Genomic DNA, 22,862 nt, shown 5'->3' with positions numbered 1-22,862 from the left:
GCGCGGGCCGAGTTCTTCGAGGGAGCCAACCCGTTCCGGTGACATCCGCGCGAGCCGGGTGCAGGGCGAGCTGCCCGCGTGGGCCGAGTGAGCACTTTGGACGGCCGGACCGCCCTGGTCACGGGCGCCGGCCGCGGTCTCGGCCGGGGCATCGCGCTGGCGTTGGCCGCGGCCGGAGCCCGGGTCGTGCTGCTCAGCCGCACCGCTTCGGAGATCGACTCCGCCGCCGAGGAGATCCGCGCCGCCGGCGGCTCGGCCTTGGCGGTGACGTGTGACGTCCTTGACCTGCCCCGTTTCGAGGCCGTGCTCGATGGCGTCGGCGAGGTGGACGTGTTGGTGAACAACGCCGGCACCAACGACCCGATGCCGTTCACCGAGGTCACCCCGGCCACCTACGACAAGATCTTCGACCTCAACGTCCGGTCCACGTACTTCCTGACCCAGGCCGTGGTCGCCCGCATGATCGCCGCCGGCCGTGGCGGCTCGGTGATCACCGTGTCGTCCCAGATGGGCCATGTCGGCGCGGCCAACCGTTCCGTGTACTGCGCCGCCAAGCACGCCGTCGAGGGCATGATCAAGGCGTTGGCCGTGGAACTGGGGCCGCACGGCATCCGGGTCAACGCCGTCGCGCCCGGCTACGTCGAAACCCCTTTGACCGCCCCGTATTTCGCCGACGAGGACTTCCGGGCCGACACTCTGCGCCGGATCCCGCTTGGCCGGCTCGGCCTCGTCCGCGAAGTGGCCGCCGCCGTTGTGTACCTCGCCGATCCCGCCGCAGGTTTCGTCACCGGCGCCAGCCTGGTGATCGACGGCGGCTACACCGCCCAATGATCGAAGAGAGTACCGTGCACGATGTTATTGTTCTCGGCGCCGGTCCCGTGGGTCTGGTGGCCGCCGGACTGCTGGGGCGGCTCGGTCGCGACGTCGCCCTCGTCGAGAGGCATCCCAACCTCTACAACCTGCCCCGCGCCGGGCATGTGGACCACGAGGTGGTGCGGACCCTGCAACTGCTGGACTGCACCGACACGTTCCTCAAGGACGCCATCGCGTGTGAAACCTACACCATGCGCAACGGGAAGGGCGAGCTGTTGGCCGAATTCCCTTGGGCCTCCGAGGGAATCTCCGGCTACCCGTCGGACTTCATGATGTACCAGCCCACCATGGAGGACCCTCTCCACTCGCAGCTGTGCGACGACCCCAACGTGTCGCTGTACCGGGGCTTCGAGATCGAGAATGTCGTCCCCGGCGACGATTTCGTCGAGGTGCACGCGACTTCTCCGGCTGCTGAGGCCGACGAGTTCGGTCCCGCCCGCGCCACCGAGTCCATCGTCCTGCGGGCCTGCTACGTCATCGCCGCCGACGGCGGCCGCAGCCAGACCCGTGAGCAGCTGGGTATCGAGCGCTACGACCTCGGCTATTCCGAGGAGTGGTTCAACGCCGACTGCCAGCGCAAGCGTCCCGTGCACCTTGAGCTCGACACCGGGCAGTGGTGCGACCCCGAGCGCCCCACCACCGTGCTTCCCCTCGGGCACCGTCACCGGCGTTTCGAGTGGCGGCTGCTGCCCGGCGAGACCGCCGAGCAGATGTCCGATCCCGCCGTCGCGTGGGAGTTGTTGGCCCGCCTCGGTCTCACCGCCGACGACCTGTCGATCGTTCGTCAGCACGTGTGGAATTTCGAGGCCAAGATCGCCTCACAGTGGTCCGGGGGCCGGGTGTTCCTCGCCGGCGACGCCGCCCACACCATGCCGCCTTTCCAGGGCCAGGGCATGTGTTCCGGCATTCGCGACGCCAACAACCTCGCGTGGAAGCTCGACCTCGTGCTTCGCGGCGTCTCCTCCCCCGCGCTGCTCGACACCTACCAGTCCGAGCGGGAGCCCAATCTCCTTGCGTGGACCCACCTTTCCATCGAGACCGGCAAGGTCACCTCCGTGCTCGACCCCGAGCTGGCCGCCGCTCGCGACGAGGCCTTCCGCACCGGCAACGCCCCCGCCATGCCCACCATCCCGCCCCTGACCGGCATCGCCCGCTCCCAGCCCGGCGCCGGCGAGCTCAGCCTCCAGGCTGTCGTACGCCAGGGTTCCACCGAGGGCCTGTTCGACGCCGTCATCGGCGGCGGGTTCACCGTTGTGTCCACTGTGGCCGATCCCGCCTCGGTGTTGGACCCCCAGCAGCTCGCGTTCCTCTCCTCCATAGGCGCGCATCTGGTGCACGTCGGCGGCGATGTCGTTGACGTGGAGGGCAAGTACGCCGCCCACCTCGCCGCTCAGGGCTGGGAGGTCGTCGTCACGCGTCCCGACTTCTACGTGTTCGGTGGCGGTTCCCTGGCCGAGCTGCCGGGGATCATCGATGAGCTGCGCGGTCACATCGAGGTCTGAGAGGTCGCTGCTGTGCCTGGGTGTTGCTTCGGAGGGAAACCCAGGGTCGATTCCACTCAGAGTCGTTGCCCTGCAACGGGTTTGCTCGACCTTGCCGCACAAGTCGTTGTCCCAGCTAGGTGTCAAGCCGACCGGACACCTAGAGTGCTTTTCCTGTCCCATTTCTAGACCCCTTCGAGTGACGAAACGATCTTGCGACGAGGGTAGAGTTGCAGGTATGAACGAGAAAGTCGCTCGCTTGATCGAATGCGAGCGCCGCCGCCGTCAACTCAGCGCCGAGGTTCTGCGCCTCACCGCGGAGCTGTGCATCGACGCGGATGCCCCTGTCGACATCGGCGCGGCCCTGCAACTCTCCCCCGCCAACGCCCAGGATCACTGCGAGTTTGCCACACGCTTGGAGTCCTTGTTCCCCAACGTGATCGATGCCATGAGCGCCGGCACCATCTCCGAACGCTCCGCCCACGCCATCGTCGACCCCACCGAGTTCTACCCCGACGACCTCGCCCAGCGGGCCGTCGCCAAGACCTTGGAGGCCGCCGAAGGCCGCTGCCCCCAACAACTCCGCCGCTCCTGCCAGGCCAGGTTGCAACGAGCCGACCCTGCCGTCCACCTGGAACGCCGCGAAAAAGCCCGCCGCGACCGGAAAGTCGTCCTCTACGACGACGAAGACAGCATGGCCACCCTCGCCTGCCAGCAGCCTGCGGAGATCGCCCGGGCCATGTACGCCAAGATCGACCGCATCGCCAAGCAGGAGCCCAAGGACGGGCGCACTATCAACGCCGTGCGCGCCGATGTCATGGCGGGCCTGATCCTGGAGGACCCCAAGAGCGCCGGATTGAAGCCCTTGATCCAGGTGACAGTGCCCATCACCAGCCTGTTGGGTGTTGATGACCGGCCGGGGAAGATGGCCGCCGGGCAGCTGATTCCGGCCGCGGTGGTGCGGGAGCTAATGTCCCACCCGGGCACGCTGTTTCATCGTTTGTTGACCGATCCGGCTGGGCACCTGGTGGAGTACACGCCGAAGTTGTATCGCCCGAAGGTCGGCGTGGATCGGTTCATCCGCACACGGCATCAGACCTGCGTGATGCCCTGTTGTTCACATCCGTCGCGGTCGTGCGACATCGACCATGCGACGCCGTGGCCACTGGGTGAGTCGACGGGTACGAACCTCGCGCCCTTGGATCGGCGGCATCATCGGTACAAGCACGCGACCAAGGCTGAAGTGAGCATTGCCAAGGACGGCACGGCGACGCTGAAGAAGCGGTGGGGGCAGACCTACGTGACCAAGCCCGAACCGCTGGACGAGCCTCCGTTCTGAGGCTAACTGGGGGTTCCCGCTCACCGGCCGAGCAAAGTCGAAGGCTTGAGCGTGGGAGGGGCCGCTGCCGCGACCACGACGGCAAGCTCCTGTGTTGACGGATGTCGGTGCCGTCGCGGCCTTGCCACCCGAACCGTGGTCACGTCAGGTGTGTGGTGCGTTCGGTGGGCGCGTTCGCCGGTCCGCTCACGTCAGGTCGTGGGTCGCCTTGCCGCGCACGTCAGTCGGTGGCCCGAGATGCCTTTGCCAAAACTCCGGTCTCGCAGTACCGTCGCGTTGGCGGTGCCGGCCGCCTCTGGGTCCGCGGGCAGGGCTGCAAGCCCACCGGGTTGAAGTGTCACCCATCGACGGCAGGTCTTTCCGGCCCGATGTCGCGGACCCACGGGCGTGAGGAAGGACTGCCATGTCCGAGCATTCGCGTGCCCTCCCCGACCGGCCCAGCCTGCGCTTCCTGAAAGTGGAAGCGAAGCGGCGGGTGGCGGCGGGGGAATTCGGGACACTGCATGAAGCGCAGCTCGCCATTGCCCGCGAGCACGGGTTTGCCAGCTGGACGGCGCTGAAGGCTGGCATCGAGACGGCGGCGGGGAACGTGCTGCCGCATGTGCGGTGGCTGGTCGACAGGTATCGGACGTCGGACGCGGAGGGGTGGACGGCGCCCGAAAGGCGAGAGCTCGACGAGCATGTGGCGCCGCGGTTGCTGGAACAGATACCGGCGGAAGTCATGGCGAAGATGCTGCGATCGGTGGTGGGGCAGCTGCGGGAGCGGCTGACCGTCAATGCGCAGAACGAAACGGCGATCCGGGCGGAGATCGGCGGACTGAGGCTGGAAGCCTCGACGGAGGAAGAGGCGCCGTACCGGATCAAGGCGCTGAAGCTGTATCCGATCGCGAAGCGGCTCACGGACAGCCGGATGAATCGGGCAATCGTCACCAGAACAACCGGAGAACCGCCGCAGAAGGCGCAAAGCACGGCGCAGCGGGCGGTGGAGGATCTCGGGCTGCCGGGGGTGGTGCTCGCGAGTGAGGGCTGGACGTACGCGCAGGGGTGGAAGGACCTCGACAGCCACGAGCCGCTAAGGGCCGAGCATCGGCTCCCCGTCTACGGGATCGCCAAGGTCGTCACGGCGACCGCCGTCGTCGCGCTGGTCGAGGACCTTGACGTAAGGGCGAACACGATCCTCCGCGGCGTCCGACTGGACAACGACGAGATCACGGTCCGCGACCTGCTCACCCACACCGCCGGCGTCATCGACCCCGAGGTCCAGTTCGCCCCGGAAGCGCCGGAATTCGTCTACCACGGCACCGTCCCCTGCCACCACGACCGACGAGGCGAGCTCCTCCCCAGCAACGGCGGCTACGCCGTGCTGGGGAGGATCGTCGCCGACATCACCGGGGTTCCCTACCCCGACGCAATAAGGAACCTCGTGCTCGCACCGCTCGGCATGGACGACTCCGACTTCCCCACGGCCTGGCCACAAGGAGGCGCCGTGGTCACCGGCTACCACCTGGCCGAGGGCGGGGCGTTCGAGGAGGCGGAACGCCACGTCTCGACCATGGCGGCGGCCGGGGGTCTGTGGACCACGGCGCCAGACCTGGTGCGGTTCGGTCGGACCTGGACGACGCTCCTGCCAGCGCACGGCGTCGACGACATGCTGCGACCCCAAGCGGGAACGGGGCCGGCCAAGCTGGGCCTGGGCTGGCTGGTCAACCCGGGTGGCGACCTGTACGGACACTCCGGCGCCGGCCCGGGCGCCGGAGCGTCACTGCTGATCGGCCTGAGCGACGGAGAGGTGACAGTGGCCGCGTCCAACCGAACGGTGCCGATGGAACCGGTCAACGCCACCCTCCGCCGCCCGATCAGCTAGGAACACCTACACCCCGGGCGTGGTGGGGGTCTTCGACAGGCCCTTGCCACCGGTGCTCTTGTTGGAGGCGCCGATGATGTTCGGCGACTTCGACGACACGCACTGGCTCTGGTCGGTGGCGTTGATGCCGTAGCCGTTCTTGTTGGTCACGGTCAGCGTGTTCTTGCTGAACGTGTTGCCGCAGCCGGTGTTCTCCCACACGTTGTGCAGCTGGATCACGTCGAGATAGCCGTTCCTGGCGATGTTGTTCGTGATGGTGTACTTGTCGCCCTTGATGTCCATCGTGGAGTCGGCGTCGTGCTGGTTCTTCTCGCCGGTGCCGTCGAAGGTGTTGCCGGAGATCAGCCCGTCGTGGGTGCCCTCCTTGACGTCAATGCCTTCGGCGGCCACGTTGGGGCCGATCTTGTTGTTCAGCACCTGGGTGAAGTTGCTGGCGTCGGGCGTGCTCGGGGTGGCGCCGTAGCAGGACCAGTTGCTGTTGGCCGACCCCAGGTACACGCCCTCGCCGTACCCGGGCTCCTCGGTGCCGGTGTTGGTCACCGTGGAGTTCTTGATCACGCCATAGGAGCTGCTCTTACGGAAGTGCACACCCTCGTACCCGATGTCGTGCACGCTGACGCCGTCGATGGTCACATGGGAAGAGCCGTCGAGGACGATGCCCTTCTTGGAGCTGCTGACCGTGAAACCCTTGAGGTTCCAGTAGTTCGCACCCTGGAGCCACAGGCCGTACCCGGTCTGGCCGGACGGGCAGTCGGTGTCGCCGAGCTTGAACTTGGGGTCGTGCAGCACGGCCTTGGCGCTGCCGACCAGGGTGATGGGCTTGGCCGCGGTGCCGGGCGTAGTGGCGACGAACTGGTCGCCGTAATCGCCGTCGGCCAGCTGGATGGTGTCGCCGGGCTTGGCCGCCTTGAGGGCGGCGATCAGCTGGGCGGCGGTGCTGACGTTGAGGGTGGCCGCAGCCGCGGCCGGCTGCGCCACGGCCTGGGCCGCGAGCACAGCTGCGAGAATGGCCTTCAACACAGGGAAAAGTCCTTTCGGCAGGGATGGCGACGGGGCCGGCCCGCACAGCGGCTGATGTGCGGGACGACCCCAGGAGCCACTACGCGCCCGGCGTGGTCGGGGTCTTGGACAGCCCCTTGCCCCCGGTGCTCTTGTTGGACGCGCCGATGATGTTCGGCGACTTCGACGACACGCACTGGCTCTGGTTGGTGGAGTTGATGCCGTAGCCGTTCTTGTTGGTCACGGTCAGCGTGTTGTTGCTGAACGTGTTGCCACAGCCGGTCTTCTTCCACAGGTTGTGCGTCTGGATGGCGTCGAGGAAGGCGTTTTTCACGATGTTGTTCGTGAACTTGTAGCCGTCGCCCTTGGCGTCGATCGCGGAGTCGGCCGAGTTCTGGTTCTTCTCGCCGGTCCCGTCGAAGGTGTTGCCGTCGACCACGCCGCCGGTGGTGCCCTCCTTGACGTCGAGGCCCTCGGCCGCGACGTTGGGCCCGATCTTGTTGTTCAGCACCTGCACGTTGTTGCTGGCGTCCGGGTTCTTGCCCTTGTTGGCGCCGTAGCAGGACCAGTTGCTGTTCGACGAGCCGATGTACACGCCCTCGCCGTAGCCGGGCTCCTCCTTGCCGGTGTTGGTCACCGTGGAGTTCTTGATCACACCGTCGGCGCTGCTCTTGCGGAAGTGCACGCCCTCATAACCGATGTCGTGCACGTTCACGCCGTCGATCGTGACGTGCGACGAGCCGTCGAGGACGATGCCCTTCTTCGAGTTGCTGACCGTGAACCCCTTGAGGTTCCAGTAGTTCGCACCCTGCAACCACAGGCCGTACCCGGTCTGGCCGGACGGGCAGTCGGTGTCACCGAGGTTGAACTTCGGGTCGTGCAGCACGGCCTTGGCGCTGCCCACCAACGTGATCGGCTTGGCCGCCGTGCCGGGTGTCGTGGCGACGAACTGGTCGCCGTAGTCGCCGTCGGCCAGCTGGATCGTGTCGCCGGGCTTGGCCGCCTTCAGGGCGGCGATGAGCTCGGCCGCGTTACTGACGTTGATGGTCGACGCGGCCGCCGAGGGCAGGGCGAACTGCGCCAGCAGGGCGATCGCGGAGACAGTCTTGATCATTTCGCCACCGACTTCAGGAAGATCGACGGGCCCTTGTCGGACATAGTGTCGTCGACGCCGTGGCCCTTGGTGTAGTCGTTCTGCTCGTTGTGGGCCCAGTCCGTGATCGGCGTGCCGCCCACGTCGAGGTGGTGGAACGCCTTGCCGTCCCAGCCGAACTGGTAGATCTTGGTGTGGTCCGGGTAGTACGGCGTGAACGCGGCGCCGTCCGTGACCTGCTTGCTCATGGTGTTGTTGAAGAAGACGTTGCGCGGGCCGGAGGAACCGGACCACTTGACCGCCTTCTGGCCCGTGGACCAGTAGATCGGGAACCACGTCGAGTCGTCCGGCCCGCTGCCGCCCTCGTCGCCGCAGTGCGCGGTGCAGCTGCCGGACCGGTGCGCGTAGGACACCTTGTTCGTGTTGTTCTCGAACAGGTTGTTGCGCTCGTAGCCGCCGTGGATGTTGAAGTCCGAGTCGATGTCGTTGCCGATTACGACGTTGCCCGAGGCGGACCACTGGAAGGTGAAGTGGCGCAGGTCGCGGGTGGTGTTGCCGGCGTAGAGCGAGTCCCACACGCGGGAGCCGCGGAAGTAGCCGTTACCGCCCTTGCCCTTGTTCCACGAACCGTCCAGCTCATTGTTCACGATCTGGAGGTTCTTGGCCTCCTCGGTGACGATCGGGTGCGAGCCCGTCATCATCGCGTGGATGCCGGTCACCCAGTCGTTGGCCGCCCACTTGAACACGATGCCCTGCATGGCCAGCGAGGGCGCCAGGTTGCCGTAGTTGTCCTTGGCCTGCGCCTCGGTCACGCCGGGCGGGGCCACCTGGGTGTAGGAGAAGTTCTCGAAGCCGACACCGACGATCGGGTCGACGATCGGCGAGGCCTTCGACGCGTAGACGGTGCCGTCGATCGCCGCCGAACCGTCCGAAGTGGAGTCCACCGGCACGTCGTACTCGAGCGGCTTGTCGATGGACACCGTGTGGTTCTTGGTGTCGATCGCGGTGATGGTGAACCACTGCTGCCGCATGTGCAGGTTCTCCAGCGGCCACGTGGTCGGGTAGGCGTCCATCGACTTGTAGAAGTTGATGGAGTTCGCGGCCCGGATGTTGATGAAGCCGCCGACCTTCATGTTGGCGGTCTTGGCCGCGGTGTCGAGGTAGACCACCTTGTCGCCGGTGCGGGCGGCGAAGCCCTTGTCACCGGGCTTGGCCCGCAGCTTGGCGCCGGCCTTCCAGTGCACGTTGATCGTGCCCTCGAACTCGTCCTTGCGGTTGGCCGGGGCGCTCTTGTACTCGCTGGCGTAGCTGGGGTCGACCTGGCGCGACTGTACGCGGAACAAGCCGCGGCCCGGCCAGAGCCAGCCGCCGCTGGCGTCGTCGAAGCCCATGTTGCCCTGGTCCCATTGGTCGCCGTCGGGCGTCAGCACGTCGTACTGGGTGTTCTTGTCCGGCGCGTACACGAACTTCGTCTTGTCCGTGCCGGCGCCGCGCAGGATCAGGTAGTTGGCGTCGACGTGGATCTCGTGCGTGACGTTGAGCGTGCCGGCCGGGAAGGTGATCAGGCTCAGCTTGTTGTAACTGCCCGTGGGCGAGCAGTCCTTGTGCAGCTTGTCGATGGCCGCCTGGATGCCGTTGGTGTCGTCGACGTTGTCGTCCGGCTTCACCTTGTACGTGGTGGCCAGCGCGACCGCGTTGATCTGGCACTTGGCGGCGGGGTTGACATCGCCGGAGCCGGGCAGGTTCTGCCCGCCGCGGAAGCCCGCCTTGCTCCAGTCGTACAGACCGGCGACCGGCGCCCGCCGGTTCGCGGCCGAGGTGTCCAGATTGGTCAGCGCGGCGCTGCCCGGGGTCGCGCCGGTGGCGACCGTCTGGGACAGTGCGGCGAGACCGCCGGCCACGCACAGGGTGGCCGTCACGAGTGCGACGACCCGCTTTCGCTTCACGAGAGTTCCTCCGAACGAAGGGGAGATGAACGGTGAGAAGGGCGGCAGCTGTTGCCCATCAACCAAGCGCCAACGGACTTCCAGTCCGCCGCCGGCCCCGCCACGCACCCTGACGCGTGTGGGGGGCCGGCGACGTCCCGCCCCTGCCTGGGCTGTCTGGCCTGAGAGATCAGGCCGTGGGGAAGGTCCATTGCGCCGCCGAGCCGGAGCAGCTGCCCGCGGTCACCGCGGTCTTCGTCGCGCGGAAGCACTTCTTGCCGGTCTGGATGTCGGAGATGGTGCCGCTCGGGTTGGCCGACCACTGCTGCGTCGGGCCGCCCGTGCACTTCTTGAGCGAGATGTCGCCGCCCTTGGAGTCGGCGCACATGTTGTTGCTGCTCAGGAAGGTGCCGTCGAAGGTGAAGTCCTGCTCCTTCGAGCCGTCGCAGGCCTTCACGCCGATCTTGGTGGCCTTGGCCGGGGCGTCGAGACACACTGCCGAGGCCGCGTTCTTGTACGGGCCCACCGTGATCGTCGGCGTCGCGCCGCCGTAGCACTCACCGGTGCTGGTGTTGAAGATCGGGTCCTTGCTGACCTTCTCACCCGAACCCGGATCGACGATCACCGGCTCCATGGTCGGCGTGTTGTCCTTGTTGTAGTGGGTCAGCGCGACCTCGCACTGGATGGCCTTGAACGGGTCGCCACCCTTGCCACCGAGCCACAGGTCGAAGTGGGCCAGCTTGGGTCCGCCGTTGGGGCCCTTGCCGTTCCAGTCCGAGCTGCACTCGTCGCAGTCGTCCTCCATGATGAAGTACTTGCCCACCCGCGGCACGTAGATCTTGCCGCCGGGCTTGACCTCCTTGGTGGAGGTGGCGAACGTGATCGGGTCGTCGAAGGTGCCGACGCCCCCGGCCGTCTTGTGCTTGCCCGGGTGGGAGATGTCGCCACCGGGCGGGGTGTTGTCCCACCAGCCGTAGAAGGTCAGGAACGTCTGCTGGGACGCGTGCGGGGCGGCGGCCACGGCCGACGCCGACGCCGGCACGACTGCGGTGAGCACCATGGCGATGACGGCGAACACCGAGAGCAGACCGGACGTCAGGACGGGGACGATCGCTCGTCTCCTCATGGTTGCCTCCGTAGCTGACTGGCAGGGCGCCAGGACTGCGAAGGCGGCGGTGACACGAGCTTACGACCGGCCACCCGCTTTAGTAAAGAACCCTTCCTAACAATTTCACCCGGGATTCGCCCGAACGGAGGGATCCGGTCACGCCTCGATCGGATCCGGTCACAGGTGTCGATCCACTATGGACGTTTGAGGGCCAAACCGTGTGAGCGCAGCACATGCCGCTCGACCGGGGCGAACACCAGCTGGTTCACCCCGATGCCGACGACCAGCACCAGGGCGATGGTGCCGAAGGCCAGCGCCATGTCGTTGGTGTCCTGGGCCTGCTTGAGCAGCTGGCCGAGGCCGTGCCCGAGCGAGGCCGAGGTGGCGATGATCTCGGCGGCCATCAGCGACCGCCAGGCGAAGGCCCAGCCCTGTTTCAGGCCGGCCACGTAGCCGGGCAGCGCCGCCGGCAGCAGCACGTGCACGACCGAAGAAAGGCCTTTCGCGCCGAGGTTGCGGCCCACCTTGAGGTACAGCGGCGGCACCTGGTCCAGCCCTGAGACCAGGCCGTTGGCGATGGACGGCACGGCCCCGAGCAGGATGACCGTGTAGATCGTCGCGGGCGTGACGCCGAAGAAGATGACCGCGGGCGGAACCCAGGCCACCGAGGGCAGGTTCTGCAGGCCCGACAGGATCGGCCCGACGGCGGTGCGCACCGGCTGGCTGCGCCCGACCACCACACCCAGCGGCGTGCCGATCACCACCGACACCAGAAAGCCCAGCGCACCGCGGGAAAGGCTGTTCCCGATGCTGGACCACACGTAGCCCCGCCCGGCCGCGCCGGCCAGCGACTGCCAGACCTCGGTCGGCCCGGGAAGCACCCAGTCCGGCTCCACTCCGGCCAGGTACAGGCCCTGCCAGCCCAGCAGCACCACCGCGATCGCCACCAGCGGGGGCAACAGCTGCTGGCGCAGCCTCCGTCTGGGCGCGGCCCGCGCGCCGGCCAGTGAGTCGAGGCCCGCCTCCAGCCGGGCCAGTCCGTTCTGCTCAGGTCTGGCCATGTCGGCGGATCTCCTCCCGCAGGTGCTCGGTGATCTCCACGGACAGCCGGGCCACCGCCGCGTCCTCGATCCGCCTGGGGTGCGGGATGTCGACCGTCCACTCCCGCGCGATCCGGCCCGGCAGGGAGGTCAGCAGCACCACCCGTTCGGCCAGCCGCACCGCCTCGCGGACGTTGTGCGTGACGAAGACCGTGCTGAACCCGGTGGCCTCCCAGAGCCGGATCAGCTCCTCGTGCAGCACGTCGCGGGTGATGGCGTCCAGCGCCGCGAACGGCTCGTCCATCAGCAGCACCTCGCTGCCCTGGGCCAGGGCCCGCGCGAGCGCCACCCGTTGCCGCATGCCGCCGGACAGCTCGTGTGCCCGCTTGTTTCGGGCTTGTTCCAGGCGTACCAAGGACAACAGCCGCCGGGCCTCGGCCTGTCTCTCCTTGCGCGGCACGCCCCGCAGGCGGAGCGCGAGCTCCACGTTGCGGGTCGCCGACAGCCACGGGAACAGCGCCGACTCCTGGAACATCAGCGCCGCGTGGCCACCGGGCAGCTCCACCTGACCGGCCGTGGGCGTGTCCAGGCCGGCGATGAGGTTGAGCAGGGTGGACTTGCCGCAGCCGGAAGCGCCGAGCAGGCAGACGAACTCGCCGGCCCGCACGGACAGAGAGATGTCCTCCAGCACCGGCGGCCCGCTGTCGAACACCTTGCCCACCCCGTGCAGGGTGACGGCCTGGCGGGTGGACTTGGCGGTGGTGACGGTCATTGCTTGGCCCCCAAGCCGGCGTCGTCGACCTTCTGCTTGCCCGCGGCCGTCAGGGCTTCGTTGAGCGGTCCGACATCCACGATGCCCCTCAGATCGATGGCGGACATCAGGCCGACGGTCACGGCGTGGTCGGCCTGCACGCCGACGGTCGAGGCCAGCGGATCGTCCGTGACCTGCTGTTGGCCCCAGGCCCGGGCGATCTCCTCGTCGGTGAGCTTCGCCCCGCTCAGGCGCTGCAGCTCGGTGTTCACGGTTTTCGCAGCTTGTACGGCACTGTTGGATATCCAGTCGTTGGTGGCCAGTTCCCCGGCGATGAGCCGCCGCACGGTCTCCGGGTGCTCACGCAGGAACTTCGTCGACACCACCAGATCGGTGCTGGCGAAACGGCCGTCCGGCCACAGATCCCGCTCGTCGACCAGGACCTTGGCCTGCGCCTCCACCACCAGCCGCGAGGCCCACGGCTCGGGCAGCCAGGCGCCGTCGATCTTGCCGGCGCGGAACTGGTCGAGCGTGGTGGCGTTGTCCTGCGGGCGAATGGCGACGTCGCCGCTGCCGTCGGTGCTGGTCTTCAGGTCGTGCTGGCTGAGCCAGTAGCGCAGGGCGACGTCCTGGGTGTTGCCGAGCTGAGGCGTGGCAAGCGTTTTCCCCTTGAGCTGGGCCACGCTGTCGATCGAGGACCGCACGACGAGCTCGGCCCCGCCCATGGTCGCGCCGGCAATGATCTTCAGCGCCTGGCCGTGGCTGCGCACATAGCCGTTCAGGGCCGAGGACGGCCCGACGTAGGCGGCGTCGAGCTGCCCTCCCAGCAGCGCGGTCATCTCTGCCGGCCCGGCGTTGAAGACTTGCGTGGTGAGTCGGGTGTCGCCGAGGGACTTGGCAAGAAGACCGTTGGCCACGCCGACAATCGCCGTCGCATGGGTGAGGTTGCCCAGATATCCCAGTCGCAGCCCGTTCTCGGTGGCCGCGGAGGCACAGCCGGCCAGGAGCAGTCCGACGGTTGCGACCGGCAGCCATCTCTTCATGGCCACCACGGCGGCACGCCCACCATCCCGGCCGTCAGCGTGTCGCCGCTGGCCTCGTCGATGAGCAGCACGGCGCCGCAGTGCCGGTTGAACTCGTACGGGTCGACCGCAACCGGTTCCGAGCAGCGTATGGACACGAGGCCGATCTCGTTGGTGTACAAGGTGTCCATCGGGCTGTCGGTGCTCAGCGAGTGCACGTCCAGGCGCTCGTCGATCGCCTCCACGAAGGCCCGCACGGTCCTCGTGGTGTGCCGCAACAACACCCGGTCGCCGGTGCGCAGGGGTCGCGACGCCAGCTGGCAGCCGACCATCATCAGCCGGTCGGTCGCCGTCGGCATGGTCGACACGGGCGTGATCAGGTCGCCGCGGGCCACGTCCACCGCGTCGGCCACCCGCACGACCACGGACTGCGGCGCGAAGGCCTCGTCCACCGGCACTCCCCCGACCTCGATGCCGGTGATCCGCGTGCGGTGGCCGGCCGGCGAGACGACCACCGGGTCGCCGACGCGGAGCAGGCCCGAGGCCAACTGTCCGGCGTAGCCACGGAAATCGGTCGCTCGAATGACGTACTGGACCGGCAATCGAGTTGCCTCGGGCTCACCCACCGTCGCCACGGTCTCCAGGTGCTCCAGCAGCGTCGGCCCGGCGTACCAGGTCATGTTGACGCTCGGCTCGACCACGTTGTCCCCGCACAGCGCGGACATCGGGATCGCCACCACGTCCGGCACACCGAGTTTCCTTGCGTACTCGGCGAATTCCTCGGCGATCTCGGCGAAGGCCTCCTCGGCGTAGCCGACCAGGTCCATCTTGTTCACGGCCAGCGCCAGGTGCGGGACCCGCAGCAGGGCGGAGACCACGGTGTGCCGGCCGGTCTGCTCGACGAAACCGTGCCGCGCGTCCACGAGGATCACGGCCAGCTCGGCGGTCGAGGCGCCGGTGACCATGTTCCTGGTGTACTGCACGTGTCCCGGGGTGTCGGCCAGGATGAATCGCCGTTTGGCCGTGGCGAAGTAGCGGTAGGCCACGTCGATGGTGATGCCCTGTTCCCGCTCGGCCCGCAGGCCGTCGGTCAGCAGCGCCAGGTCGGTCTCGGCCAGGCCCCGGTTGCGGGAGGCGAGGCGGACGGCCTCCAGCTGGTCGGGCATGACCGCGCTGGTGTCGTGCAGCAGCCGCCCGACCAGCGTGGACTTGCCGTCGTCCACACTGCCGGCGGTGGCCAGCCGGAGCAGATCGCCGACGGCGATCTCGTCGGTCGTGGTCATCAGAAGTAGCCCTCCCGCTTGCGGTCTTCCATGGCGGCCTCGGACATGCGGTCGTCGGCGCGGCTGGAACCCCGTTCCGTGACACGGGACGCCGCGATCTCGGCGATCACCTCGTCCACCGAGGACGCCGGCGAGTCGACGGCGCCGGTGCAGGACATGTCGCCGACGGTGCGGTAGCGCACCATCCGCTCCTGCACCGACTCCCCGTCGCCGGGCCCGCCCCACGACCCCGGCGCGAGCCACATTCCGTCGCGCAGGAAGACCGTACGCCGATGGGTGTAGTAGAGGGAGGGCAGTTCGATGTCCTCGGCCCTGATGTAGTCCCAGACGTCCAGCTCGGTCCAGTTCGACAGGGGAAAAACGCGCATGTGTTCGCCCGGGCGGTGCCGGCCGTTGTACAGCCGCCACAGCTCCGGCCGCTGCCGGCGCGGGTCCCACTGACCGAAGTCGTCACGCAGCGAGAAGACCCGTTCCTTGGCCCGGGCCTTCTCCTCGTCGCGGCGGCCGCCGCCGAGCACCGCGTCGAACTTGTTGGCCTCGATGGCCCGCAGCAGCGGCAGGGTCTGCAGCGGGTTGCGGGTGCCATCGGCTCGTTCCCGCAGATCGCCGGCGTCGATGTAGGACTGGACATCGGCGACCAGTAGCCGCACGCCGAACCGGTCCACCATGCGATCCCGGAAGTCCAGTGTCTCCGGGAAGTTGTGCCCGGTGTCCACATGTAACAGTTGGAACGGGATCGGCGCCGGCAGGAACGCCTTGCGGGCCAGGTGCAGCATCAGCGTCGAGTCCTTGCCGCCGGAGAACAGCAGCACCGGCCGTTCGAACTCCGCCGCGACCTCGCGGAGGATGTGCACCGACTCGGCCTCGAGGGCGTCGAGATGCGAGAGGATGTGCCGTGCTCGGGTCGTCGCCCTCACACCGAAACCCCTTTCGGTCGCGGCGGGCGGCGGTTCCGCCGGAATGGTTTCCGTTACTTGGCCAAGTGCAGGCCGCACTCGGTTTTCGCGCGGCCGGCCCAGCGGCCGCTGCGTGGATCGGCCCCCGGCGAGACGCGAGTGGTACACGGCCGGCAGCCGACGGACAGATAGCCGTCGGACAGCAGCGGGTTCAGCAGAACTCCTTGCCGCACGGCGTATTCCGCCACGTCAGCCCCGGTCCACGCGGCCAGCGGGTTGATCTTGATCAGGCCGTGCCGTTCGTCCCAGCCGATCACCGGCGTGTCCGCCCGCGTCGGCGACTCGTCCCGGCGCATGCCGGTCACCCAGGCGTCGTACTGCTTGAGGGCCGCCGCCAGCGGGGCGACCTTGCGCAGGGCACAGCACTTGTCCGGATCGCGGGTGTACAGTCGCGGCCCGTACCACCGGTCCTGCTCGGCCACGGTCTGTTCGGGCACGATCGTGACCAGCGTGATCGGATAGGTCGCGGCGACCGCGTCCCGGGTCCCTATGGTCTCCGGGAAGTGGTAGCCGGTGTCGAGAAAGAGCACGTGCACGCCGGGAGCGTGGCGGGCGGCCAGGTCGACGAGCACGGTGTCGGCCATCGAGGAGGCCACGGCGAGGCGGTGGCCGAAGGTTCGGCCGGCCCAACCGAGGACCTCTTCGGCGGTGGCGTCGTGCAGTTCGGCGGCGGCTCGGTCGGCGATGCGCCGGAGTTCGGCGGGCGGGCGAGCGTCCATCACGGGTCCTCCTCCACCGGGAGTGACCAATTTGTTAGGAAACTTTCCTTACTGTGCGGCGGAGCGTAGGCCCGCCCGGCACGGGTCGTCAACCCCCGCCATTGGAGTGACCCGCCGCGATGACACTCCGCAGGTCAGAGCTTGAAATCGTTTGCAGCCAAGGCATGTGAGCGGGCATCGGCCGCCGCGCCGTCGGCTTGACGAGGTCCACGTATGCGAATAGTCTCCGAGTCCGAGTTAAGAAAGTTTCCTATATAACTCGCATCTGGCCGGCGGACCCTGACGCTTCCTCGCCGACGTCCTCCCGCCTGCGCGGCCCCCTGCCACTGCCGCGCCACGGCGGACCCTGTACTGGAACTCGAGGAGTGCATCTCGCATGCGTGTACTTGTTCTGGGCGGAGACGGATTCTGCGGCTGGCCGACGGCCCTGCATCTGTCCGACAACGGCCACGACGTGACCATTCTCGACAACCTGAGCAGACGAGCCATCGACCTCGAACTCGAGGTCGACTCGCTGACCCCGATCCGCCCGCTGGGTGAGCGGTTACGGGTGTGGCGCCAGGTTTCCGGCCGAGACATCGGCTTCGTCCGGCTGGACCTCGCGACCGAATACGACCGGTTGGTGTCCGTGCTCACGCGCCTTCGGCCGGACGCGGTGGTCCACTTCGCCGAGCAGCGGGCTGCTCCGTACTCCATGCGCTCCACCGGCGCGAAGCGTTACACCGTCGACAACAACGTGCGGGCGACGCACAACCTGCTGGCCGCGCTGGTCGCCACCGGCGGCGAGACCGCGCTGGTCCACCTGGGCACGATGGGCGTCTACGGCTACGGCTGGTCGGGCTCCGCCCCGATCCCCGAGGGCTACCTCACCGTCAAGGTGCCGACCCCGGACGGCGACCTGGAGCGGGAGATCCTGCACCCGGCCAACCCGGGCTCGGTCTACCACATGACAAAGACGTTGGACCAGCTCATGTTCGCGTTCTACGCGCACAACGACGGGCTGCGCGTCACCGACCTGCACCAGGGCATCGTGTGGGGCACTCAGACCCCGCAGACCGCGCGGGACGAGCGGCTGATCAACCGCTTCGACTACGACGGCGACTACGGCACCGTGCTCAACCGGTTCCTGATGCAGGCGGCCATCGGCCACCCGCTGACCGTGCACGGCACCGGCGGGCAGACACGGGCGTTCATCCACATCCGCGACACCGTGCGCTGTATAGAGATCGCGCTGAACAACCCGCCGGAGCCGGGCGCCAAGCCGACCGTGTTCAACCAGATCACCGAGACCCACCGCGTCCGCGACCTGGCCGAGCTGATCAGCGCGATGACCGGCGTGGAAGTGGCCAACCTGCCCAATCCCCGGCAGGAGGCGGTGGAGAACGACCTGGTCGTGCGCAACGACCGGTTCCTCGCGCTCGGGCTGAAGCCGACGACGCTGTCCGAGGGCCTGCTGGAGGAGTGCACCGACATCGCGACGCGGTTCAAGGACCGCGTCGACCCGTCGAAGATCGTCTGCCGGTCGGTGTGGCGCGAGGGCATGGCCGTCGCCGACGACCTGCTGACCGAGCTGCCGGTCCGTCAGCCGGTGGCGATCGACTGATGGCCCGCGTCCAGGCCCGGGTCCGCGGCATGAACGCGGCGGCCGACCTCACCCCACCCGCAGGCGGGCATCCCCTGGTGAAAAAGGAGTTCCCGCACTCGTCGGTACGTCAACTTCTGGTCGCGGTGGCGATCCTGTCCGGGGGCTCGGTCCTGGCGTACTTCACCTACGCGGACGTGTCCGCGCGCAGCAGCTTCGTCGGCGCGGTGCAGCCGCAGCAGGCGTTGAACCTCGACTTCACCCAGACCGGGCGGATCCAGGACGTGATGGTGCGGGCCGGCGAGCATGTCAAGAAGGGGCAGCCGCTGGCCACGCAGGACCAGACCATCGCCAAGGCGACGCTGGCCGACGCCAAGGCGGTGCTCGTCGCGGCACAGGCCAAGCTCACCGCATTGCAGTCGCCGGCGCTGACCGACTCGGCCAAGCAGAACCTGGATCTCCAGGTGGCCAAGGCGAACGCGCAGTTGACGGGGGCGCAGAAGGCCTCATCGGACGCGGCCGTGACGGCCAATGCCGAGGTGGCACAGGCACAACAGGCCGTCACCGACGCACAGTCCACATACGACGCCGACAACAGGCAGCTGACCACGTTGTGCGGCGCGGATTCCACCACCGACAAGACCTTCTGCGCGAACCTCCAGGCGCAGGTGCGCAAGGACTCATCGGCCATCGCCACGGCCAACGCGAACCTGACGCACACCAAGGCATCCACGGCCCAGCTGCGCGACACCGCGGCCAACGCCGTGACGTCCGCACAGTCCACTTTGGCCTTGACCCAGAACCAGCGCGCGGCCGCGGGAGAACCGGCGTCGCCGGCGGACGTCTCGTCCGCCCAGTCGTCGGTCGCGTCCGCGCAGTCGGACGTCGACCAGGCGCAGCACACCGTCGATCAGCTCACGCTGACCTCTCCAATCGACGGCGTGATCGCCAATGTCGGCGGCGTGCCCGGCGAACTCGATGGCACCACGGGAGTGCACGGGTTCGCCGGGCCGCAGTCCATGCAGCCGGCGCAGGCGCCGGCGTTCAGCCTGTTCCCGCCGGCGGCCGGCGCCGACTCCTCCCAGAACACCGGCACCGCCAACCAGCATCCGCTGGTCACGTTGGTCAGCTCGGACAGCGACGCCGTGGCCCAGGTCGCCGAGTCGGCGATGCCCAAGCTCAAGCCGGGCACCAAGGCCAGGGTCACCGTGAATGCCCTGCGACAGACCGTGGACGGGACCGTGGACCAGGTCATCCCGATGCCCATCGACCAGTCCGGGGCGGTGGAGTACGCGGTCCGGCTGACCGTCGAGCACTGGCCCGAGGGCACGGCCCCCGGCATGAGCCTCAGCGTGGTCTTCCCGTGATCCGCCTGCCCGGCCTCGTCCTGCTGGCGCTGAACATCGGGCTGATCGCGGTGCTGGTCGTGCATGCGTTGCGGCGCAAGTTCGACGACTCCGACCGCGGCGTCGGCAACGTGGTGCGGCTGCCCAAGCCCACCCGCCGTCGCTGCGGCGGGTCGCCGCGTTCGTGGTGCTCTGCCTCGGCGGCAGCGTGGCACTCAACAGCATCCGCACCCCGGATCTGTCCACCGCGTACCGTTGGGTGATCGGCCGGGCCGTCACGTCGGTCGTGCCACTGCCCGGTGTCGTCGCCGACTACGCGACCCATCTGCGGCCGGTGATCCCGGTCAGCTTCCTGGCCTTCACGGTCGCGCTGGCGCTATGTGTGAAGGCCAGTCCGTTGCGGCGCTTGCTGATCGTGCTGCACGCACCGCTGGCGATCTTCGCCTCGATCACCGCCGACACCGCCCTGGGCGTGGTCGGTGTCGAGCTGAACCTGCCGCTGGGGCCGTTCCCGCTGATCAGCATCCTCATGCACTACGGCGTCGCCTACGTGATGGCGATGCGGTTGGCCCTGACCACATATCTGTTGCCACGGCCGACGCAGGTGCCGATCCGCCGCAAGGGCGACACCTTCGACACCGTGATCACCATCGTCTCGCTGGCCGCGGTGTCGGTGTTCGTCGCCGCCGGCGCGGCCTACGTGGTCAGCCTGATCGGCGACGACCCGGTGGCATACACCTTCCTGCTGCTGGCGATTCCGGTCTACCTCAAGTTCGGCCTCTACATCATGCTGTCGATCCTGCGGGTGGTGGGACGGCGCCGGCTGCCGCAGCCGGGGCCCAACCCGCCGCCGGTCGACGTGATCGGGCCGGCGTTCAACGAGGAGACCAACATCGTGGCCTGGGTGCGCAGCGTCGACCGGGCCGCCGCGGCCTACGGCGGCCCGGTCCATCTGATCCTGTGCGACGACGGCTCCACCGACGACACCCGACGACTGGCCGAGGAGGCGATGGCGCGTGCGACCGCCTTACAGGGCACGGTGATCGCCGGTTCCCACACCGGCAAGGCAACCGCCCTCAACCTGGCGCTGACCCGGTGCACCGCGGACTACGTGGTGCGCCACGACACCGACTGCGAGCTGCATCCGAACGTCCTGCGCTACAGCATTCCCTGGTTCCAGTCCGACCGACGAATCGGGCTGGTCGGGGCGTTCATGCTGCCGAAGTTCCCGTTCCACACCTGGGTCGACCGGATGCGCTCGCTGGAGCTGGCGGCGGGTTTCGGCCTGCCCCGGCTGGCCTACGCGGTGGTCGACATGCAGCCCTGCGTGCCGGGCAACTACACGGCGGTCCGGCGCAAGGCCGCGTTGGAGATCGGCGGCTGGCCCGAGGGCATGCTCGGCGAGGACATCGACTTCACCTGCAGCCTGGCCCGCATCGGCTACCGGGCCGTGTACGACCGGCGCATCTGGGCCTACGAGGACGTGCCGGAATCACTCGCGCAGCTTCGGTTGCAGCGGCGCCGGTGGAGCCAGGGCTCGATATACAACTTCGCGCGGTTCGTGCCGCTGGCCGCCGGCTCGGCCGGCCCGCGGTTCTGGTTCGCCGAGTTCTTCAAGGGGGCGCGGCGAATCGTGCAGCCGATGCAGTTCGCCGCCTACCTGTTCGCGTTGCAAGGCGCGCTGCTGCAACCCGACAACCGGCAGAACCTGTTGCACCTGCTGGCGTTCTTCGTGCTGGCCAAGCTGCCCATGCTGCTGGTGACGGTCTGCGCGCTGTTCTACCGGAAGCTGTGGCGCTCCCTGCTGTGGTGGCCCCTGTTCCTCGGCTTCGTGATCGTGAAGCGGCTGGCCAACGTGGAGGCCCTGCTGCTGCTGAGAACCCGCCCGGTCCGGCCCGTCTGGCGCCGGGCCCCCCGAGCCGTGCCCAACCCGGACATCGCCTGGCCGGTGCTCGCACCGCGCTACCTGACGAATGGAGACGTGTGAACCGACTGCATCGCCTGCTCGTTGCAGCCGTGGCCCTCACCGCCGCCTGCGCCGCCACGACCGAGCCGAGAGTCGACGACCCGTGGCAGACGGCCGCGGCGGACGACACTGTCATCACCAATCCCACCACCCACCTGGCCGCCGACCAGATCACCGTGCTGCGCGAGGTCGCGGCGCGGACCTGGCGGCTGGTATCCGGCCCGGGCGTGGATCGGACGACGAGCCTGCCGCTGTCCAGCGTCATGATCGCCGGCGACCCGGCGGCCACCGTCCAGCTCAGCCCGGCCACTTCGGCGCAGCAGTACACCAATCCGGCGCTGATCGGGAACTACCTCTCGGCGATCGCGGTGGCCAAGGACCTCGGGCTCGAGTCGGCGGACAAGGCCCAGGCCCGCGCGGCCGCGGTGCTGGCGGAGATCCAGACCCTGGCCAAGTACAAGGGCTTCTTGTTCCGCTGGTACAGCACCACCAGCGGGCAGGCGATCGAGTCGCCGCAGGGCCGTCCGATCAAGAATGGCTACGTGTCCACTGTGGACAACGGCTGGCTGGCCCAGGGCATGCTCACCGCCGGGCAGGCGTTCCCGACGCTGGCCGCCGGATTCCAGGCCCAGCTCGACGCCATGCAGTGGGACTTCCTGTACAACGCCGCGGGAAACGTGTTGTACAACGGATACCAGATAGGCCAGGGCTACTCCCCGAACACCTACGACAACATGTACTCCGGCCCCCGCATCGCCGACTACGTGGCCATCGGCAGCGGCAAGGTGCCGGGCGCGCTGTGGTGGGGGCTGGCCCGCACGCCGCCGGCCGACCACCGGCAGCGACAGGTGCCGGTCGGCCAGAACCGGACGTACACCGATCCCCAGGACGGCAAGGCGTACACCATCTTCGAGGGCCACTACGTCTACGACCGGATCAAGTTCGTGCCGACCTTCGGCGGCAGCATGTACCAGGCGCTGGCGCCGGCCATGGTCGTGCCGGAGCAGGCCGTCGCGCCGGGCAGCCTCGGCATGAACAACCGCAACACGGCGCTGGCCCAAGGCGCCTACGGGCAGATCGGCGCCGCGACCTCGGTCTTCGGCTGGTCCGCGGCGACCTCGCCGACCGGCAAGCAGCGGTACACCAACTACGGCGTCCCCGACATGGCCATCAACCAGGGCGACGTGCCGGACGACGTGATCACGCCGTCGGCGGCGTTCCTGGCCCTGCCGATCATCCCCGAGCAGGCCTACGCCAACGTCAGCCAGCTGCTGGCCAAGTTCCCGCTGATCTACAACCAGTACGGCCTGCTCGACGCCGTCGAGGTGCGGACCGGCACGCTGGCCCCGCGCTTCATGGCCATCAGCCAGATGGCGATCCTGATGGCCATCGACAACGCCGTGAACCAGGACTGGCTGCAGGGCTACTTCGCGGCCAGCCCGTACGCCAAGGTCCTGTTCCCGTACCTGTCGATGGAGCGGTACTCGATCCACGGGCTGGTGGGTCCGGGCTGAC

General features: G+C 68.3%; 19 protein-coding genes. 9 read left to right on the top strand and 10 right to left on the bottom strand.

Translation table 11 applies throughout. The annotated features are described in order from the left end of the window. Nucleotides 1-87: 87 nt before the first annotated feature. From KUTG_RS44780 to KUTG_RS44765, 4 genes are all read left to right on the top strand, one after another. Nucleotides 88-831, top strand: coding sequence for an SDR family NAD(P)-dependent oxidoreductase (locus KUTG_RS44780; protein WP_198047535.1), 744 nt, complete (start codon nucleotides 88-90; stop codon nucleotides 829-831). Between the two features lie 14 nt (nucleotides 832-845). After that, nucleotides 846-2,375: a bifunctional 3-(3-hydroxy-phenyl)propionate/3-hydroxycinnamic acid hydroxylase gene (locus KUTG_RS44775; RefSeq protein ID WP_198047534.1), complete on the top strand. Its 1,530-nt coding sequence runs from the start codon at nucleotides 846-848 to the stop codon at nucleotides 2,373-2,375. A 217-nt stretch (nucleotides 2,376-2,592) separates the two neighbouring features. After that, nucleotides 2,593-3,693 carry an HNH endonuclease signature motif containing protein gene (locus KUTG_RS44770; RefSeq protein WP_043725898.1) on the top strand — a complete coding sequence of 367 codons (1,101 nt, stop codon included), beginning with the start codon at nucleotides 2,593-2,595 and terminating at the stop codon, nucleotides 3,691-3,693. A 403-nt stretch (nucleotides 3,694-4,096) separates the two neighbouring features. Continuing rightward, nucleotides 4,097-5,557 (top strand): serine hydrolase domain-containing protein, encoded by a 1,461-nt coding sequence (locus KUTG_RS44765; protein ID WP_043725896.1) that lies wholly within the window; start codon nucleotides 4,097-4,099, stop codon nucleotides 5,555-5,557. 6 nt (nucleotides 5,558-5,563) lie between these two features. On the opposite strand, the gene KUTG_RS44760 is transcribed toward KUTG_RS44765, so the two are convergent. From KUTG_RS44760 to KUTG_RS44715, 10 genes are all read right to left on the bottom strand, one after another. Further along, nucleotides 5,564-6,577, bottom strand: coding sequence for a right-handed parallel beta-helix repeat-containing protein (locus KUTG_RS44760; RefSeq protein WP_198047533.1), 1,014 nt, complete (start codon nucleotides 6,575-6,577; stop codon nucleotides 5,564-5,566). A gap of 79 nt (nucleotides 6,578-6,656) precedes the next feature. Continuing rightward, nucleotides 6,657-7,670 (bottom strand): right-handed parallel beta-helix repeat-containing protein, encoded by a 1,014-nt coding sequence (locus KUTG_RS44755; RefSeq protein WP_043725891.1) that lies wholly within the window; start codon nucleotides 7,668-7,670, stop codon nucleotides 6,657-6,659. Next, the gene (locus KUTG_RS44750; protein ID WP_232241278.1) at nucleotides 7,667-9,595 is read right to left on the bottom strand and encodes a right-handed parallel beta-helix repeat-containing protein; all 1,929 of its coding nucleotides are present in this window, start codon (nucleotides 9,593-9,595) and stop codon (nucleotides 7,667-7,669) included. Before KUTG_RS44750 ends, KUTG_RS44755 begins: the two co-directional genes overlap by 4 nt. Before the next feature lie 169 nt (nucleotides 9,596-9,764). Continuing rightward, nucleotides 9,765-10,700, bottom strand: coding sequence for an RICIN domain-containing protein (locus tag KUTG_RS44745; RefSeq protein ID WP_084580529.1), 936 nt, complete (start codon nucleotides 10,698-10,700; stop codon nucleotides 9,765-9,767). Between the two features lie 176 nt (nucleotides 10,701-10,876). Next, nucleotides 10,877-11,743 (bottom strand): ABC transporter permease, encoded by an 867-nt coding sequence (locus KUTG_RS44740; RefSeq protein ID WP_043725888.1) that lies wholly within the window; start codon nucleotides 11,741-11,743, stop codon nucleotides 10,877-10,879. After that, the gene (locus KUTG_RS44735) at nucleotides 11,730-12,494 is read right to left on the bottom strand and encodes an ABC transporter ATP-binding protein (RefSeq protein WP_043725886.1); all 765 of its coding nucleotides are present in this window, start codon (nucleotides 12,492-12,494) and stop codon (nucleotides 11,730-11,732) included. Before KUTG_RS44735 ends, KUTG_RS44740 begins: the two co-directional genes overlap by 14 nt. Further along, nucleotides 12,491-13,516 carry an ABC transporter substrate-binding protein gene (locus tag KUTG_RS44730; protein WP_052396827.1) on the bottom strand — a complete coding sequence of 342 codons (1,026 nt, stop codon included), beginning with the start codon at nucleotides 13,514-13,516 and terminating at the stop codon, nucleotides 12,491-12,493. Before KUTG_RS44730 ends, KUTG_RS44735 begins: the two co-directional genes overlap by 4 nt. Continuing rightward, the gene (locus tag KUTG_RS44725; protein WP_052396149.1) at nucleotides 13,513-14,778 is read right to left on the bottom strand and encodes a sulfate adenylyltransferase subunit 1; all 1,266 of its coding nucleotides are present in this window, start codon (nucleotides 14,776-14,778) and stop codon (nucleotides 13,513-13,515) included. The genes KUTG_RS44730 and KUTG_RS44725 overlap by 4 nt, the downstream gene beginning before the upstream one ends. Next, on the bottom strand, nucleotides 14,778-15,695 hold the full coding sequence (cysD, locus tag KUTG_RS44720) for a sulfate adenylyltransferase subunit CysD (protein WP_043732856.1): 918 nt from the start codon (nucleotides 15,693-15,695) through the stop codon (nucleotides 14,778-14,780). Before cysD ends, KUTG_RS44725 begins: the two co-directional genes overlap by 1 nt. A 53-nt stretch (nucleotides 15,696-15,748) precedes the next feature. Further along, entirely contained in the window at nucleotides 15,749-16,453 is a 705-nt protein-coding gene (locus KUTG_RS44715; protein ID WP_043725880.1) for a phosphoadenylyl-sulfate reductase, read from the bottom strand. 376 nt (nucleotides 16,454-16,829) lie between these two features. On the opposite strand from KUTG_RS44715, the gene KUTG_RS44710 reads away from it, so the two are divergent. From KUTG_RS44710 to KUTG_RS44695, 5 genes are read left to right on the top strand one after another with little or no spacing between them, the layout of a single operon-like run. Next, complete coding sequence (locus KUTG_RS44710; RefSeq protein WP_043725878.1) at nucleotides 16,830-18,056, top strand: NAD-dependent epimerase/dehydratase family protein; 1,227 nt, start codon at nucleotides 16,830-16,832, stop codon at nucleotides 18,054-18,056. Further along, entirely contained in the window at nucleotides 18,056-19,402 is a 1,347-nt protein-coding gene (locus KUTG_RS44705) for an HlyD family secretion protein (protein WP_043725876.1), read from the top strand. Before KUTG_RS44710 ends, KUTG_RS44705 begins: the two co-directional genes overlap by 1 nt. Beyond that, entirely contained in the window at nucleotides 19,399-19,644 is a 246-nt protein-coding gene (locus KUTG_RS62410) for a hypothetical protein (protein ID WP_198047532.1), read from the top strand. Before KUTG_RS44705 ends, KUTG_RS62410 begins: the two co-directional genes overlap by 4 nt. After that, nucleotides 19,590-21,368 carry a glycosyltransferase family 2 protein gene (locus tag KUTG_RS44700; RefSeq protein ID WP_157495227.1) on the top strand — a complete coding sequence of 593 codons (1,779 nt, stop codon included), beginning with the start codon at nucleotides 19,590-19,592 and terminating at the stop codon, nucleotides 21,366-21,368. The genes KUTG_RS62410 and KUTG_RS44700 overlap by 55 nt, the downstream gene beginning before the upstream one ends. After that, on the top strand, nucleotides 21,365-22,861 hold the full coding sequence (locus KUTG_RS44695) for a glucoamylase family protein (RefSeq protein WP_043725872.1): 1,497 nt from the start codon (nucleotides 21,365-21,367) through the stop codon (nucleotides 22,859-22,861). The genes KUTG_RS44700 and KUTG_RS44695 overlap by 4 nt, the downstream gene beginning before the upstream one ends. Nucleotide 22,862 lies beyond the last annotated feature (1 nt).

Source organism: Kutzneria sp. 744, assembly GCF_000568255.1.
Taxonomy (GTDB): domain Bacteria; phylum Actinomycetota; class Actinomycetes; order Mycobacteriales; family Pseudonocardiaceae; genus Kutzneria.
The sequence above is the reverse complement of the archived record's forward strand: the minus strand, read 5'-3'. Positions and strand labels throughout refer to the sequence as shown.

What these genes read in the sequence shown, in the direction of transcription:
- KUTG_RS44735 (WP_043725886.1), bottom strand. Translation starts at nt 12,494, where the DNA reads ATGACCGTCACCACCGCCAAGTCCACCCGCCAGGCCGTCACCCTGCAC.
- KUTG_RS44705 (WP_043725876.1), top strand. Translation starts at nt 18,056, where the DNA reads ATGGCCCGCGTCCAGGCCCGGGTCCGCGGCATGAACGCGGCGGCCGAC.
- KUTG_RS44770 (WP_043725898.1), top strand. Translation starts at nt 2,593, where the DNA reads ATGAACGAGAAAGTCGCTCGCTTGATCGAATGCGAGCGCCGCCGCCGT.
- KUTG_RS44725 (WP_052396149.1), bottom strand. Translation starts at nt 14,778, where the DNA reads ATGACCACGACCGACGAGATCGCCGTCGGCGATCTGCTCCGGCTGGCC.
- KUTG_RS44715 (WP_043725880.1), bottom strand. Translation starts at nt 16,453, where the DNA reads ATGGACGCTCGCCCGCCCGCCGAACTCCGGCGCATCGCCGACCGAGCC.
- KUTG_RS44740 (WP_043725888.1), bottom strand. Translation starts at nt 11,743, where the DNA reads ATGGCCAGACCTGAGCAGAACGGACTGGCCCGGCTGGAGGCGGGCCTC.
- KUTG_RS44730 (WP_052396827.1), bottom strand. Translation starts at nt 13,516, where the DNA reads ATGAAGAGATGGCTGCCGGTCGCAACCGTCGGACTGCTCCTGGCCGGC.
- KUTG_RS44765 (WP_043725896.1), top strand. Translation starts at nt 4,097, where the DNA reads ATGTCCGAGCATTCGCGTGCCCTCCCCGACCGGCCCAGCCTGCGCTTC.
- KUTG_RS44710 (WP_043725878.1), top strand. Translation starts at nt 16,830, where the DNA reads ATGCGTGTACTTGTTCTGGGCGGAGACGGATTCTGCGGCTGGCCGACG.
- KUTG_RS44745 (WP_084580529.1), bottom strand. Translation starts at nt 10,700, where the DNA reads ATGAGGAGACGAGCGATCGTCCCCGTCCTGACGTCCGGTCTGCTCTCG.
- KUTG_RS44755 (WP_043725891.1), bottom strand. Translation starts at nt 7,670, where the DNA reads ATGATCAAGACTGTCTCCGCGATCGCCCTGCTGGCGCAGTTCGCCCTG.